The sequence below is a fragment of the Curvibacter sp. AEP1-3 genome, from assembly GCF_002163715.1.
Lineage (GTDB): Bacteria > Pseudomonadota > Gammaproteobacteria > Burkholderiales > Burkholderiaceae_C > Allorhodoferax.
In genome coordinates this window covers 3,321,310-3,336,865 of the sequence record NZ_CP015698.1, presented here as the reverse complement: position 1 = coordinate 3,336,865, position 15,556 = coordinate 3,321,310, and the positions used below count along the sequence as shown (strand labels likewise).

14 protein-coding genes are annotated in these 15,556 nt (G+C 60.8%); 2 read left to right on the top strand and 12 right to left on the bottom strand.

Annotated elements, in window-relative coordinates:
• Positions 1-4: 4 nt before the first annotated feature.
• Both AEP_RS15650 and AEP_RS15645 read left to right on the top strand, forming a co-directional pair.
• The gene (locus AEP_RS15650; RefSeq protein ID WP_087496245.1) at positions 5-1,861 is read left to right on the top strand and encodes an AMP-dependent synthetase/ligase; all 1,857 of its coding nucleotides are present in this window, start codon (positions 5-7) and stop codon (positions 1,859-1,861) included.
• A 49-nt stretch (positions 1,862-1,910) separates the two neighbouring features.
• Entirely contained in the window at positions 1,911-3,086 is a 1,176-nt protein-coding gene (locus tag AEP_RS15645; RefSeq protein ID WP_087496244.1) for an ABC transporter substrate-binding protein, read from the top strand.
• Positions 3,087-3,323: 237 nt separating this feature from the next.
• On the opposite strand, the gene AEP_RS15640 is transcribed toward AEP_RS15645, so the two are convergent.
• The 12 genes from AEP_RS15640 to AEP_RS15585 form a co-directional block, all read right to left on the bottom strand.
• The gene (locus AEP_RS15640) at positions 3,324-3,716 is read right to left on the bottom strand and encodes a hypothetical protein (RefSeq protein ID WP_087496243.1); all 393 of its coding nucleotides are present in this window, start codon (positions 3,714-3,716) and stop codon (positions 3,324-3,326) included.
• Positions 3,717-3,942: 226 nt separating this feature from the next.
• Positions 3,943-4,440, bottom strand: coding sequence for a thioesterase family protein (locus AEP_RS15635; RefSeq protein ID WP_087496242.1), 498 nt, complete (start codon positions 4,438-4,440; stop codon positions 3,943-3,945).
• A 9-nt stretch (positions 4,441-4,449) separates the two neighbouring features.
• A complete protein-coding gene (locus AEP_RS15630; RefSeq protein WP_087496241.1) occupies positions 4,450-5,640 on the bottom strand; it encodes an acyl-CoA dehydrogenase family protein in 1,191 nt (396 codons plus the stop codon).
• Positions 5,637-6,521 (bottom strand): SDR family oxidoreductase, encoded by an 885-nt coding sequence (locus tag AEP_RS15625; protein WP_087496240.1) that lies wholly within the window; start codon positions 6,519-6,521, stop codon positions 5,637-5,639. The genes AEP_RS15630 and AEP_RS15625 overlap by 4 nt, the downstream gene beginning before the upstream one ends.
• Positions 6,521-7,198, bottom strand: coding sequence for a TetR/AcrR family transcriptional regulator (locus AEP_RS15620; RefSeq protein ID WP_087496239.1), 678 nt, complete (start codon positions 7,196-7,198; stop codon positions 6,521-6,523). The genes AEP_RS15625 and AEP_RS15620 overlap by 1 nt, the downstream gene beginning before the upstream one ends.
• A gap of 188 nt (positions 7,199-7,386) precedes the next feature.
• Entirely contained in the window at positions 7,387-8,151 is a 765-nt protein-coding gene (locus AEP_RS15615) for an enoyl-CoA hydratase (RefSeq protein WP_087496238.1), read from the bottom strand.
• 33 nt (positions 8,152-8,184) lie between these two features.
• Positions 8,185-8,991, bottom strand: a complete 807-nt coding sequence (locus AEP_RS15610) for an acyl-CoA thioesterase (protein ID WP_087496237.1) — start codon at positions 8,989-8,991, stop codon at positions 8,185-8,187.
• A 79-nt stretch (positions 8,992-9,070) separates the two neighbouring features.
• The gene (locus AEP_RS15605) at positions 9,071-10,264 is read right to left on the bottom strand and encodes an acetyl-CoA C-acyltransferase (RefSeq protein ID WP_087496236.1); all 1,194 of its coding nucleotides are present in this window, start codon (positions 10,262-10,264) and stop codon (positions 9,071-9,073) included.
• 12 nt (positions 10,265-10,276) lie between these two features.
• The gene (locus AEP_RS15600) at positions 10,277-10,798 is read right to left on the bottom strand and encodes a DUF4442 domain-containing protein (protein ID WP_087496235.1); all 522 of its coding nucleotides are present in this window, start codon (positions 10,796-10,798) and stop codon (positions 10,277-10,279) included.
• An 8-nt stretch (positions 10,799-10,806) separates the two neighbouring features.
• Positions 10,807-13,230: a 3-hydroxyacyl-CoA dehydrogenase/enoyl-CoA hydratase family protein gene (locus AEP_RS15595; protein WP_087496234.1), complete on the bottom strand. Its 2,424-nt coding sequence runs from the start codon at positions 13,228-13,230 to the stop codon at positions 10,807-10,809.
• A gap of 17 nt (positions 13,231-13,247) precedes the next feature.
• Positions 13,248-13,682, bottom strand: coding sequence for a DUF2147 domain-containing protein (locus AEP_RS15590; RefSeq protein ID WP_087496233.1), 435 nt, complete (start codon positions 13,680-13,682; stop codon positions 13,248-13,250).
• A gap of 47 nt (positions 13,683-13,729) precedes the next feature.
• Positions 13,730-15,526 carry an acyl-CoA dehydrogenase C-terminal domain-containing protein gene (locus AEP_RS15585; RefSeq protein WP_087496232.1) on the bottom strand — a complete coding sequence of 599 codons (1,797 nt, stop codon included), beginning with the start codon at positions 15,524-15,526 and terminating at the stop codon, positions 13,730-13,732.
• Positions 15,527-15,556: the final 30 nt, after the last annotated feature.

Here is a 15,556-nt window from a genome sequence, read left to right as displayed (position 1 = left end):
CAGCATGAACGGACTCTGGGATACCAGCGACATCCAGCCACAAAGTGGCATCGCCATGGCGGGAGAGACGATTCCGGCCATGTTCTGGAACGCCGTGGCCGCACGCGGCCCCGACATCTGGCTGCGCCAGAAACACCTGGGGCTGTGGCGCAGCTGGACCTGGAACCAAACGGCCGACGCCGTGCGCGAAATCGCCGGCGGTCTGATCAGTCTGGGCTTTGAGCAAGGCCACACAGCGTCCATCCTGGCCAACACCGTGGTGGAGTGGGTGTGGGCAGACTTGGCCGTGCTGTCGGCCGGTGGTGTTTCTAACGGCATTTACCCCACTGACGCGCCCAGCCAGGTGCAGTACCTGTGCGAGGATTCCGGCACCCGCTTCCTGTTCGTAGAAGACGACGAGCAACTCGACAAGGCACTGGAAGTGCGCGCGCAGTGCAGCACACTGCAAAAAATCATCGTCATGGACATGGAAGGCCTGCGAGGGCTGGATGACCCTGACGTTCTCAGCCTCGACGCCCTGCGGGCTATGGGCCGCACCTACAACGCAGCCAACCCCAATGCAGTGCCCCAGCGCAGTGCGGCCTGCAAACCCGAAGACCTGGCCATTCTGGTCTACACCTCCGGCACCACGGGCAAGCCCAAGGGCGCCATGCATTTGCACCAAGGCATTGTGTATTCAGTGCGCGGGTACAACACCCTGATCGCCCAGGACGCCAGCGACGAGCGCATGTGCTTTCTGCCGCTGTGCCACATTGCCGAGCGGCTGGGCGGCGAGTACTTCTCGCTCTACACCGGTGCCAAGCTCAACTTCGTGGAGAACCCGGAAACCATCCCCGAAAACGTGCGGGAGATTGCCCCCACCGTGTTCACCGCCGTGCCGCGGGTGTGGGAGAAGTTTTACTCCAGCGTGATGATTGCGCTCAAAGAGTCCGGCAAGTTCCAGCAGTTCGTGTACGGCTGGGGCATTAACGTGGGCACCCGGATCGCCGACAAAGTGCTGGCAGGTCAGCCCGTGGAAACGTCTCTGAAACTGCAATTCAAGCTGGCCCAGGTGCTGGCACTGAATAATGTGCGCAAGCTGATCGGCATCCACCGCTCGCGCTTCCTGATCACGGGTGCAGCTCCCATCTCGCCCGACCTGGTGCGCTGGTATCTGGCCTTGGGCTTGCCCATGCTGGAGGTCTGGGGCATGACGGAAACCTGTGGTGCGTCCACCGGTGTGCCAGTCAACAAGATCAAGCCCGGCTCCATCGGCCCTGCGGCCAGCTTCAATGAGGTCAAGCTGGACCCTGCCACTGGCGAGATCATGGTGCGCGGCAAGAACGTGTTTGCCGGCTACCTGAATCTGCCTGAGAAAACCGCAGAAACCATCACCCCCGATGGCTGGCTGCATACCGGCGATGTGGGCGTGGTGGACGAAGACGGCTACTTCCGCATCACCGACCGGATGAAGGACATCATCATCACAGCGGGCGGCAAGAACATCACGCCCAGCGAGCTGGAAAACGACCTGAAGTTCTCGCCCTACATCACCGACGCAGTGGTCATCGGCGACAAACGCCCCTACCTGACGGTGATCATCATGATCGACCAAGAGAACGTCGAGAAATTTGCCCAAGATGCGGACGTGCCATTCAGCAACTACGCATCCCTCACCCGCGCACCAGAGGTGCAGGCTCTGATCCAGGCCGAGCTGGACCGGGTGAACAAGAAATTTGCGCGCGTCGAACAAATCAAAAAATTCTTCCTGCTGGAAAACCAGTTGACCGCGGAAGACGAGGAACTCACCCCCACCATGAAGCTCAAACGCAAGCTGGTGGAGAAGAAATACGAAGCCCGGATAGAGGCCATGTACCGATAGCAGCTCTGCTGCCCCCTTTTGCAAAGAGAACCAACGAGGAGACACAACCATGAAACTGCGTACCGCCATCGCACTGGGCACCCTGGCCCTGACCGCGACATTTGCCAGCGCCCAACAAGGCGTGAGCAAAGACGAAATCCTGCTGGGCTCCATCCAGGACCTCTCCGGTCCCTTGGCCGGCTTCGGCAAACAGGCCCGCGCCGGCATGCTGCTGGCGGTGGACGAAATCAACGAGCAAGGCGGCGTTAATGGCCGCAAGCTGAAACTGCTGGTGGAAGACTCCGGCTACGACCCCAAAAAGGCCGTGCTCGCTGCCCAGAAACTGGTCAACCAGGACAAGATTTTCATGATGGTCGGCCACATCGGCACCGCCCAGAACATGGCGGCCATGCCGGTGCAGTTCGAGAAGAATGTGATCAACTTCTTCCCGATCACCGCCGCCCGCGAAATGTATGAGCCCTTCCACAAGCTCAAGTACTCGTTTGCCGCCCCTTACTACGACCAGATGCGCCTGGCCGTGCCCAAGCTGGTGAAGGAAAAAGGCGCCAAAAAGGTCTGCACCTTGTACCAGGATGACGACTTCGGCCTCGAAGTGCTCAAAGGCGGTGAAGACGGCTTGAAGACTATCGGCATGGAATTCGCCGAGAAGACCTCCTACAAGCGTGGAGCCACTGACTTCTCGTCCCAGGTCTCCAAAATGCAGGCTAGCGGTTGCGACTTTGTGGTGTTGGGCACCATCATCCGCGAGACTATCGGCGCCATCGGCACCGCCCGCAAGCTGGGCTACAACCCCACCTTCATCGGGTCGAGTGCCGCCTACACGGACCTGATCCACAAGATCGGCGGCAAAGCCATGGACGGCCTCTACGCCACCATGACCGTGCAGAACCCCTACACCGATGAGCAGACCCCCAGCATCCGCTTCTGGGCCAACAAGTACAAGACCAAGTTCAATGAGGACCCCACCGTCTTCTCGGTCTACGGCTACATGATCATCAACACCTTTGCCTCGGCAGCCAACAAGGCCGGCAAGAACCTGACCACGGACTCGTACATCAAGGTCATGGACAGCATGACCATTCCGGCAGACATGTTCGGTGCACCGGTCCAAACCTTCACCGCCACAAAGCGTCTGGGCAGCGGCGCATCCCGCCTGTCCCAGATTACCGACGGCAAGTGGAAGGTCATGTCTGAGTACGTGAGCGACGCGCCTGCCAAAAAGTAAGCACCGTCAGCTACCCATGAAAAAGGCCACCTTCGGGTGGCCTTTTTTTGTCTTGGTGAACCTTGTTAGTTAGTAGGAGCGACAAGAACTTAAACCTAAGCGGGCTGCAGGCTTTCAGAAGTTTTGGGGCACCTACAGGCTGAAAGCGGTTTTCGGAACAACACCAAACCTGCCAGCACAAATCGGACACATGTCCATCAAAGGACTGAGGCAACTTGGCGAGTTAATTGGGTCCGATTATTTTTTCAGGAGCCCGCTATAACCAACTAGAAATTCCCTGTATCTCGAACACGGAACGCCTTTCTTGGCAATATTGTCACTTGCAACTTTTCTGTGGCTCGCAAGTGCTTGAGAAAGAACTTGCTGCTGTTCGCCAGTTGTTAGACCACGACTTTGACCTTCCGCCAAGACACGTTTGACGGCTTCTATTTGTACTTGTGAATATGTTTGCTGCCATTTAGAGTAGATCGAGCGGCTAGGGTAACCACGCTGCTCGCAATAGTCCGCGGACAATGAAGCGTATTCAAAGTAGAGAAGGTTCTCGCCGGCATCACTGAAGCTGATTGCATACGTCGGTCGATGCATGAACAACAATATCGCCGCTATGGCGTTGAATGCACTAATTTTCATTGTTAACCTAGCTTGCGCAGACACCGCTTAACAGAATACCCAACCCTAACGGTAGCTTCCACTGCAAGGCAGACGTTCACTTCACACCGTCCTCAAATCGAAAAACTGGCCCATGCTACTTGCGCCACCAATGAAACAAACAAGCTTCACAGCGGGCATACTTCTTGGTCATTTACACCCCTAGCGCCCATTGGATATGCGCGAGCAGCTCCTAAAAAATAGCAAATCAGGAGACGATGTAAGCCGCAGACCCGGTGGACAGGAGCTTGCCATCCGCGCCCAGAAACTCCATGCGGGTAGACGCAACGCGTGAGCCCAGGCGCATCACCTCGGCGTGCAGCTCGAACTGCTCGCCGATGCCGGGGCGCAGGTAGTCCACCCGCAGATCGATGGTGCCCAGCTTGGCAAAGCGGTGCAGGCGCTGCGAGGGTGCTTCGTCCATGTGGCGTGCGCCAATGGCCGCCATCACCGCCAGGCCACCCATGGCATCCAGCCCTGCGCTGATTACGCCGCCGTGGATGCGGTTGTAGGCCGCATGGCCGACCAACTCCGGGCGCATGGCAATGCGGGCCTTCACTTTGTCAGGGGTGATGGAGGTGATCTTCAACCCTAGCATCTGGTTGAAGACGATGCTCACTTCAAAGATGCGGGTCAGGCCTTCGATGAACTCCGGCTCAAAAACGATGGGCGCTGCGGCTGGCTCTGCATGGGGGGTTTTAGGCATGCCGCATTCTCACAGGCCGAGCTGACGGCTTGCCAACTCTTTCATGATTTCCTCAGCGCCGCCGCCGATCATCATCACCTTCACTTCGCGGTAAATGCGCTCACAAGCCGTGCCCCGCATGTAGCCCATGCCACCCAGAATCTGTACGCCCTGGTCGGCGCAGAACTGCATGGTCTGCGTCGCATGGTTCTTGAGCAGGCACACCTGTGCCACCCACTCTGCACCTTTGGCCGACTTGTCGCCGCGGTCACCGGCGTCCGCCCGCGCGGCCACCGCATGCAGCCATGCGCGGGTGGACTCGATGCGCATCTTCATGTCCATGAACTTGTGACGAATGACCTGGTGATCAATCAGTGCGGTGCCAAACGTTTTGCGCTGCTGGGCCCAGCTCAAGGCTTCGTCATAACAGCACTCTGCAAAGCCCAGCGCCATAGCTGCCATGGACAAGCGCTCGCCGTTGAAGTTGGTCAAGATGATCTTGAAACCCGCACCCTCCTCGCCCACGAGGTTGGAGGCCGGCACCCGCACGCCGTCAAAGCGCAGCTGCGCCGTGTCCGAGCAATGCCAGCCCATTTTCTGGAGAGGACTGCGCGACAAGCCAGGCGCATCGCCAGGCACCATGAGCATGGAGATGCCCATGGGACCTTTGTTCTTCAAATCAGTCCGCACCGCCACCGTGATCCAATCGGCGCGCATGCCGGAGGTGATGAAGGTTTTTTCACCATCCACCACGTACTCGTTGCCCTCCAGGCGGGCCGTGGTTTTGAGTGCAGACACATCCGTGCCACCACCGGGCTCGGTAATCGCCAGCGCGGCAATCTTGCGGCCGGCCAGCACATCGGGCACCACTAGCTGCTGCAAGGCCGCAGAGCCATGGCGCAGCACCGGAGGCAAACCGATGTTGAGGCTGAACAGGCTGGCCATGAGGCCGCCACTGCCCCCGCTGCGAGCGAGCGCAATCGTGAGCGCGTTGCGCAGTGCCCAGGGCGCAGGTGTGCCGCCAAAGCGCTCCGGGTAGCCCAGCCCTAACCAGCCCAGATCGGCAGCGCGCTGGTACAGGCTGCGGGGGAACTCACCTGCCTCTTCCCAGTCCGCCAGATGCGGGGCCACCTCGGTCTGGATGAAGCGGCGCGCCGCATCTTCCACGGCAGCCACATCCTCCGGGCCGAACTCCTGCGCTAAATCAGGGAGCGCGCTCATGACTGAAACACCTTGGGCGTGCTGGCGCGGTGAAAGCCGTTGAAGGGTTTGATGGCATCGCGGGCTTGCGCCTTTTCGTCCGCCACGCGCATGGGCCAGCCCATGCGCACTTGGGGCCGTGCACCGTCGATGCGCAGCGTGGTACCGCTGATAAACGCCGCTGCAGGGCTCAGCAAAAACACAATCCCGGCAGAGGTTTCGGCCTCGGTGCCAAAGCGGCCCAGGGGCACCGTCTTGGCCATTTCGCGCAACATAGGGCCCATTTCAGGCGGATAGTGGTCCATGCCGCTGGAGGCGATGTAGCCCGGCGCAACAGCGTTCACCCGCACCCCACGGCCTGCCCACTCGGTGGCTGCAGTCTCAGTAAAGCTCACCATGCCGGCGCGCGCGGCACCACTGTGGCCCATGCCGGGCATGGAGCCCCACATGTCGGCCACGATGTTGACGATGGCGCCGCCATGCTTGCTCATGCTTTGGCTGAAGCACTCGCGTGCCATCAAGAAACCGCCGGTCAGGTTGGTGTTGATCACCGCCTCCCAGCCCTTGGCGCTGATGGCTTCCAGCGGCGTCATGTACTGGCCGCCGGCGTTGTTCACCAGGCCGTCAATGCGGCCGTGCTGGGCCACGATGGCAGCCACGCAGGCCTTCACGGCGTCTTCATTGCGGATATCGCACACATGCTGGCTGACTTTGCCACCGTCCTCGGTGATCTCGATTGCAGCTTTCTCCAACTTTTCGGGCTTGCGGCCTATGAGCGCTACGGTGGCGCCCAAGGCTGCCAGCTCATGGGCTGTGCAGCGGCCAATGCCGGAGCCGCCTCCGGTAATCACCACCACTTTGCCGGCAAACAAGCCGGGCGCGAAGACAGAACCGTAATGCATTACACCTCCTGAATGAACATGGCCACGGCGTGTTCGCCGAGCGCTTCTACCGTGGCCCCTTTGGCGGGGTCGAACCATTGCACCGACCAGTTGAGCGCGCCCAGAATCAGCAGGCGCGCCACGCCCACCGGCGCCTTGAGCTGGCCGCTGTCCTGCAGGGCTTGCAGCACCGGCATCCACAGGGCCTCGTAGTCGGCAATCAGTTTGTGCAGCACCTTGCGCTGCGGGCGCTGCAAGGAGCGCCACTCGTACAGCATGACCGGCACAAAGTCGTTGCCGGGCCCGAGCAGAACCTCAAAGTGCGCATGGACGAGGCGGCGTAGTTTGTCGGCCGGACTCAGTGCGGCATAGGCGACATCGCCCAGCACACGCTGCTGGTTGGCCAGCGCCGAATGCATGCCCGCCTCCATGACGGCGAACAAGAGCGCGTCTTTGCTTTTGAAGTGGTAGAACGGCGAGCCGCTTTGCATGCCGGCCGCGTTGGCGATGTCGCGGGTGGTGGTCGCGGCGAACCCTTGGCGGCGGAAGAGCTGGGCTGCAGCTTTGAGTAGTTCGTGACGGCGGTTGCCGTCATCACGTTCGTCTTCGGTTTTGCGGGGACGGCCGCGCGGGCGTTTGGCCTCGGGTGGCGCGGCATCTTCAGCAGGCGCGGCGGGCAGGGTCTCGGTAGTGGTCATGCGTCGACCATACCAGCCTCATCTATTTTCAGCAAGCGCTTGCTTGGCAAAAATACTCAGGGAAAACGCGAGTGTCTTGGCGCTTCGCAGCTGAGGCGCAAACGCAGCGCCTTACCTTCAGATTGCTACTATTTTAGGAGCTGCTCGCGCATATGGAAGGAGCGCCAGCAGCCTAAAACACTTAAAAGTCAGACCTTAGTGAAGTCGGGCTTGCGCTTCTCCATAAACGCGGTGAACGCCTCTTTGGCAGAAGGCTCACCCAGCATGCGGCCGAAGCTCACCGCTTCTTCATCGATGCGGGCCAGCACGTCTGCCAGCTGGCCTTTCTTGAGCAGGCGCTTGGTTTCGATCAGCGAGGCGATGGGCTTGGCGGCCAGCTTGCGGGCCTGGGCTTGGGCAACCGCATTGGCTTCGGTGGGCGGTACCACGCGGTTAGCCAGACCGACTTCGAGGGCGGCTTCGGCCATGAAGGGCTCGCCCATGAGCAAGGCCTCGGCGGCGCGGTGGTAACCCATCATCTGGGGCACCAGCAGACTAGACGCCGCTTCCGGGCACAAGCCGAGGTTCACGAAGGGCATGGAGAAAGCGGCGTTGTCACCGGCATAGACCAGATCGCAATGGAACAGCATGGTGGTGCCGATGCCTACTGCCGGGCCGCATACCGCCGCAACGATGGGCTTGGGGAATGCCGCCAAGGCCCGCAAGAAACGGAATACCGGTGCGTCCTGCGCCTTGGGCGGCGCGCCCAGAAAGTCGCCGATGTCGTTGCCGGCGCTGAAGACGGTGGCGTCGCCCTGGAACACCACCACGCGCACGGAAGCATCGTCACGCGCAGCGTCCAATGCATCTGCGCAGGCGGCGTACATGGCCTGGGTAAAAGAGTTTTTCTTTTCGACCCGGTTCAGGGTGATGGTGGTGATGCCGGCGTCGGTGTGGATCAGGATGTCTTGCATGGTCGCTCGCTCAAAAAGGGATGCGTGATTGGATCACTGTTTGTAATAGACGATCTGGTGCGTGGTCACCAGCAGCACGCCGGCTTCGTTCCAGAGCTGGCTGCTCTGGTCAAAAAAGCCATTGCGGAAGGCCTGCGCTTGCGCTTGCCCCAACAGGTAACCGGTGCCGGTCTGGGCCAGTTGCTCGGTGCTGGCGTGGAAGTACACCGTCAATGACACGGTGCCCACAGGCACGTGAGTGGCCCGGCGGATGAACACCCGGGGAAAGAAAACATCAGAGATGCAAGCCAGCGACGCAAAGTCCAGGGGGCGTGGCGGGTTGTCCCGCACCCAGATTTGCGTGAGGCTGCTGTGGCCGCTGCCATCCCACACGGCAGGCAGCTGGCCGGTCACCGGGAGCTGCTCATAACGCTTCACAAACTCCATGGGCGCCATGACCTGCGGCGGCGGTACTTCGGCGGGTGGCGGGCACAGGGGCATGGGCTCTTCGTCCACACCCCAGGTTTCGCGGCGCACAGCGGTCACCGCTGTGCCGGTCATGACAATCGCATCCCCCTGCTGGATCTCGATGGTCCAGTGCTGGGTCGACCGGTTGGTGCGCGCCGCACGCGCCATGACGGTGAAGGGGCCGTCGGCCAGCGCCGCGCAAAAATTCACCGTCAGCGACACCGGGTCGCCCAATCGCTCCGGGTGCTGCAGCACTCCGTTCAGGGCTTGAGCCGCAGTGATGCCGCCAAACGGCCCCACCATATTGGCATAGGCCGGGTGGGTGTGGCCTGTCCAGCTGCCATCCGGCTGCGCCTGCAGCGCAATGGCTTCATCAAAAACGTGGGTACTCATTCAAGCGATCTCCAGATGGCTGCGGAGCATACAGCCCCATGCAAAAGGCCACCCGAAGGTGGCCTTGGTGTGACGCGCCTTACACGCGTTCAAAGATGCCGGCAGCGCCCTGCCCGGTTCCTACGCACATGGTGACCATGCCGTACTTCAGGTTGTGGCGGCGCAGCGCGTGCACCACCGTGGCCGCACGGATGGCACCGGTAGCGCCCAGCGGGTGACCCAGCGCAATCGCGCCACCCATGGGGTTGACCTTGGACGGATCCAGACCCAGGGTGTTAATCACAGCCAGCGACTGGGCGGCAAAGGCTTCGTTCAGCTCGAACCAGTCGATGTCAGAGTGCTGCAAACCGGCGTAACGCAAGGCAGCAGGGATGGCTTCGATCGGGCCGATGCCCATGATTTCAGGCGGCACGCCGCGCGCTGCAAAGCTCACAAAACGGGCCAAGGGGGTCAGGCCGAACTGCTTGACGGCTTTCTCGCTGGCCAGAATCAAAGCGCCTGCGCCATCGCTGGTCTGGGAGCTGTTGCCGGCAGTCACGCTGCCGCGGGCAGCGAACACAGGCTTGAGCTTGGCCAGGCCTTCGATGGAGGTGTCTGGGCGTGGGCCTTCGTCGAGGTTCACGGTGCGGGTGCGGGTGGACACTTCGCCGGTTGCCAGGTTGGGAGTGCGCTCGATCACATCGATGGGCGTGATCTCGTCGGTGAACTCGCCGGCTTGCTGGGCCTTGATGGCGCGCAGGTGGGATTCAAGGGCGAAGGCGTCTTGCATTTCGCGTGTCACCTTCCACTGCTGGGCGACCTTTTCTGCGGTCAGACCCATGCCGTAGGCGATGCCGACGTTCTCGTCGCGGGCAAACACTTCGGGATTGAACGAGGGCTTGCCGCCACCCATGGGCACCATGCTCATGGACTCGGCACCGCCGGCGATCAGCACATCGGCCTCGCCCACACGGATGCGGTCTGCCGCCATCTGAATGGCAGAAATGCCGGACGCGCAGAAGCGGTTGACGGTGATGCCGCCCACGGGGTGGTCAAAAGCCAAGCCCACGGCCACGCGGGCCATGTTCATGCCCTGCTCGCCCTCGGGGAAAGAGCAGCCGATGATGGCGTCTTCAATCGCCTTGGGGTCCAAGGTGGGGACTTGCAACATGGCGCTGCGCAGGGCAGACACCAGCAACTCGTCAGGGCGGGTGTTACGGAAATAGCCGCGGCCGGAACGCCCGATGGGCGTGCGCGTGGCGGCAACGATGTAAGCGTCTTGGACTTGTTTCATGAGGAAACTCCTTTATTTTTTCGGGGTGGGTATCCACGCCCAGATGAATTCACATTGAATGGGCTGTTCGCCCGATTCGTCGCTGACCAGCACCGGCACGCTGACCTCGCCCTTGTCGCTTTGCTGCATGAGCTGGCGCTGCGCATCCGACAAGGTGGCCACTGCGCGCATGGCGCCCTGGGCACGTCGTTTGAAGTCGATGCGCATGCTCTTGGCCAGGGGCAGGCAGTCGTCCCGCACATTCATGCCCACGACCATGCCGGTGGCCGTTTCGGCCAGCAGCGCCATGGCAGCGGCATGCACACCCTGAATGTGGTTTTGCACGCGGCGCACATTGGCCACGGCAATCTCCACACGTTCAGGCGCCATGTGCGCAAAGTCCAGACCTGCGGTGCCGGTGAAAGGCACTGCTCGGCCCATGACCTTGTTGCGCAGCCAGGGGCGCAGGGCCGCAGGCACGCGGTCCAGCTTGGCGACCGAACGTGCCAAGCGGTTGGGCCGGGCAGTCGATGCGTGGGCAGCGAGCGTAGTCATGGCGCCAATCAGTTACGCACCGGCTTGCCGGTGGACATCATGCCCATGATGCGTTCTTGCGTCTTGGGGTGGGTCAGCAGGCTGCAGAAAGCCTTGCGTTCCATGGCCATGAGGTATTCCTCCGTAACCAGGGTGCCGGCATCCACTTGGCCACCACACACCACCTCTGCAATCAGCAAGCCGATGTGGAAATCGTGCGCGCTGATGAAACCACCGTCGCGCATGTTGACCAGCTGGGCACGGATGGTGGCAATGCCACTGCGACCGGCCACGGGGAAGCTGCGCTTGTGCGGTGCACGGTAGCCGGAGGTGTACAAAGCCTTGGCCTCGTTGATGGCCACAAACAAGAGCTCGTCTTTGTGCGCCACGACCACATCGCTGTCCAGCAGGTAACCCAGCTTGCGGCTTTCGAGCGCGCTGGTGCCTACCTTGGCCATAGCCGCAGCGGTGAAGCCTTCGGTCAGGAAAGGCAGCACGTCCTTGGAGGTGGACAGTGCCATGTTCTCTGCAGCACGGCGCGCGATGTAGGTCAAGCCGCCGGCACCGGGCACCAGGCCCACGCCGACTTCCACCAGGCCGATGTAGCTTTCCATCGCCGCCACGCGCTTGCTGGAGTAGATGGCCAGCTCGCAACCACCGCCCAGCGCCAAACCGCGAATGGCGGAAATGACGGGCACGTTGGAGTAGCGCAGCTTGAGCATGGCGTTTTGCAGCTCGGCTTCTGCGCCCTCGATGGCTTTGGCGCCACCGATCATGAAGGCGGGCATCATGCCTTGCAGGTCGGCGCCGGCAGAGAACATCTCGTCCGGCGACCAGATCACCAAGCCTTGGTATTCCTTTTCGGCGAGCTCCTGGGCTTGCAGCAGGCCTTCGATCACACCGCCACCGATAGCGTGCATCTTGGTCTTGATGCTGGCAATCAGCACTCGGCTACCGGAGGGGCCATCCTGGTCCGTGTCCAGCGTCCACAGGCGGATGGACTCGTCTTCAAACACAGTCTTGCCAGCGGTCTCAGCCTTGGGCGCATTGGAACCCAGCACGCTCTCGGGAAAGTGCTGGCGCTCGTACACAGGCAGCTTGCGCACCGGCACAAAGGTGCCTGTGGTGGGGTTCCAGGAGCCTGCAGCGGTGTGCACACCACCGGCGTCAGCCACGGGGCCTTTGAACACCCACTCGGGCAGAGGCGCTTTGCACAGGGCCTTGCCGGCGGCTATATCTTCTTGAACCATCTTGGCCACTTCGAGCCAACCGGCCTCTTGCCAGAGCTCGAACGGACCTTGCTTCATGCCGAAGCCCCAGCGCATGCAGAAGTCCACATCGCGGGCGTTGTCGGCGATGGACGCCAGGTGAATGGCAGCGTAGTGGAAGCTGTTGCGCAGGATGGCCCACAGGAACTGACCCTGCTTGCCCTCAGAGTTGCGCAAGAGCTTCAGGCGCTCGGCAGCTGGCTTCTTGAGCATGCGGGCGTAGACCTCGTCGGCCTTTTCGCCGCCGGCCACGTATTCCTTGCTTTCTCCATCGAAGCGCAGCACATCGCGGCCGACTTTCTTGAAGAAGCCGGCTTTGGACTTCTGGCCCAGGTTGCCCATCTCCAACAGGGTCTTCAGCACCACGGGGGTGGCAAAGCTCTCGTAGAAGGGATCAGTTTCGATGCTGAGCGTGTCCTGCAGCGTCTTGATCACGTGGGCCATGGTGTCCAGGCCGACCACGTCCGCAGTGCGGAACGTGCCGGAGGATGCGCGACCCAGCTTCTTGCCGGTAAGGTCATCGACCACGTCGTAGGTGAGGCCGAAGTTTTCCACTTCCTTCATGGTGGCCAACATGCCGGCGATACCGACACGGTTGGCGATGAAGTTGGGGGAGTCCTTGGCACGCACCACGCCCTTGCCCAGGGTGCTGGTCACGAAGCCTTCGAGCGCATCGAGGTAGTGGGCTTCTGTGGTGGGGGTGTTGATCAACTCCACCAGCGCCATGTAGCGGGGCGGGTTGAAGAAGTGAATACCGCAGAAGCGGGGCTTGATTTCTTCAGGCAGCGCTTCCGACAGTTTGGTGATCGACAGGCCGGACGTGTTGGACGCAACAATCGTGTTGGGACCGATGAAGGGCGCGATCTTTTTGTAGAGGTCCAGCTTCCAGTCCATGCGCTCTGCGATGGCCTCGATGATGAGGTCGCAGTCGCGCAGCTGTTCGAGGTGTTCTTCATAGTTGGCCTGACCGATCAGAGCAGCATCATCCACCACGCCCAGAGGGGCGGGCTTGAGCTTCTTGAGGTTCTCAATGGCACGGGTGACGATGCCATTCTTGGGGCCTTCTTTGGCCGGCAGGTCAAACAGCACCACCGGCACTTTGACGTTGACGAGATGGGCCGCAATTTGCGCACCCATGACGCCGGCACCGAGCACAGCGACTTTACGGACTTGGAAGCGGGACATAGTTTTTCCTGAAATGATTACTGGATACGGGTCCAGGTTTGGGTTCGGCCGAAGAAGGCGATGGAACCGCGCATCTCCAGTTTTTTGCCACCCTCGATGGGGGTCAGGCGGGCGTTGTATTCCTTGCCCTCAGCAGGGTCCAGGATCTTGCCGCCATCCCATACGTCTTTGCCTTCCACTTTCTTGACTCCGCGGATGATCTCAAGACCCACGATGGGCTTGCCCTTGCGGTCGTCCTTGCATTCATCGCACTTGTCGTCCGGCTTGGCAGCGGGGTCTAGGCGCTTTTCGATGCGCGCAATGACTACGCCGTTCTCTTCAACAATCCGGATCTCCGACTTGGCCAGACCGGTTTTATCGTCCACCTGGCGCCAGAGCCCCACGGGACTCATTTGCGCCATGGCGGCGGTAGCTGTCAGGCTGAGAGCAATTACGAGCGTGTTGCGAATCATGAAAGTCTCCTGTCGTTAAAAAGTGGAAGGGGAAACGCAGTACTTTTTTAAGCCAAGGCGGCGTCGGTGTCCATCAAAACTTTGGAACCGGTGCGGGCTGTGCGCATCAGGGTCGCGGTCTCGGGGAACAGCTTGGCGAAGTAGAAGCGTGCGGTCTGCAGCTTGGCGGTATAGAACGGGTCGGTGCTACCGGCCGCAATTTCACGCAGCGCCACCTGGGCCATACGGGCAAAGAAGTAGCCGAACACCAAGTGACCTGCCACGCGCAGGTAATCCACAGCAGCGGCGCCCACTTCATCGGGGTTCTGGAAACCCTTGAAGCCGACTTCGGTGGTGAACTTGGTCATCTGCTCGCCCAGGATGGCGATCGGGGTGATGAATTCAGCCATCTTTTCGTTCACGCCTTCTTCGGCCACCAGCACGCCGACCAGTTTGCCGAACTTCTTGAGGGTGGCACCGTTGTTGCCCAAAACTTTGCGGCCCAGCAAGTCCAAAGACTGGATGGTGTTGGTGCCTTCATAGATCATGTTGATGCGGTTGTCGCGCACAAACTGCTCCATGCCCCATTCCTTGATGAAGCCGTGGCCGCCAAAGACCTGCATGCAGGCGTTGGTGGCAATGTGGCCGTTGTCGGTCAGGAAGGCTTTGGCAATCGGGGTCAGCAAAGCGAGCATTTCGCCTGCGTCTTTGCGCACCTTTTCATCGGGGTGGTTGTGCTCTTTTTCCAGCAGCATGGAGCAGTAGACCTGCAAGGCACGACCGCCGTCAGCATAGGCACGAGCAGTCATCAACATCTTGCGCACGTCGGGGTGCACGATGATCGGGTCCGCGGGCTTGTCTTTGGCCTTGGTACCGGAGAGGCTGCGCATCTGGATGCGGTCTTTGGCGTAGGCCAAGGCGTTCTGGAATGCGACTTCGGTGAGGCCCAGGGACTGGTTGCCCACGCCCAGGCGTGCGGCATTCATCATCACGAACATGCCTTGCATGCCCTTGTTGGCCTGGCCGACCATGGTGCCCACGGCGTTTTCCAGGACCATCTGGCAGGTGGCATTGCCATGGATGCCCATTTTGTGCTCCAGGCCGCCACAGTAAATGCCATTGCGCTCGCCCAGGGAGCCGTCTGCATTCACATGGAACTTGGGCACGATGAACAGGCTGATGCCTTTGATGCCTGGAGGCGCATCGGGCAAGCGGGCCAACACCAAGTGAATGATGTTGTCGGTCATGTCGTGTTCGCCGGCGCTGATGAAGATCTTGTTGCCGGTGATTTTGTAGGTACCGTCGGCCTGGGGCTCGGCCTTGGTGCGCATCAGGCCCAAATCGGTACCGCAATGAGGTTCGGTCAGGCACATCGTACCGGTCCACTCGCCGCTGGTCATCTTGGGCAGGTAGGTTGCTTTTTGCTCAGGGGTGCCGTGTGTTTCCAGCGCAGCATACGCACCGTGGGTCAGACCGGGGTACATGGTCCACGCCTGGTTGGCGCTGTTGAGCATTTCGTAGAACATGCCGTTGACCACATAGGGCAGGCCTTGTCCGCCGTACTCGGGGTCACAGGCCAATGCTGCCCAACCGCCGTCGATGTACTGGCGATAAGCTTCTTTGAAGCCCTTGGGGGTGGTGACCTTGTGGGTGGTCTGGTCAATCGTGCAACCTTCGGTGTCACCGCTGATGTTCAGGGGGAAGGCCACTTCGGCAGCGAACTTGCCGCCCTCTTCCAGCACCGCGTTAATGGTGTCTGCATCGATGTCCGCGTGCTTGGGGATTTGTTTCAAGTCATCCGCCACTTTGAGCACTTCGTGCATCACAAACTGCATGTCACGGATCGGGGGGGTATAGGTGGGCATGGTGAGTTCTCCTAGGTAACTGGGGGTGAA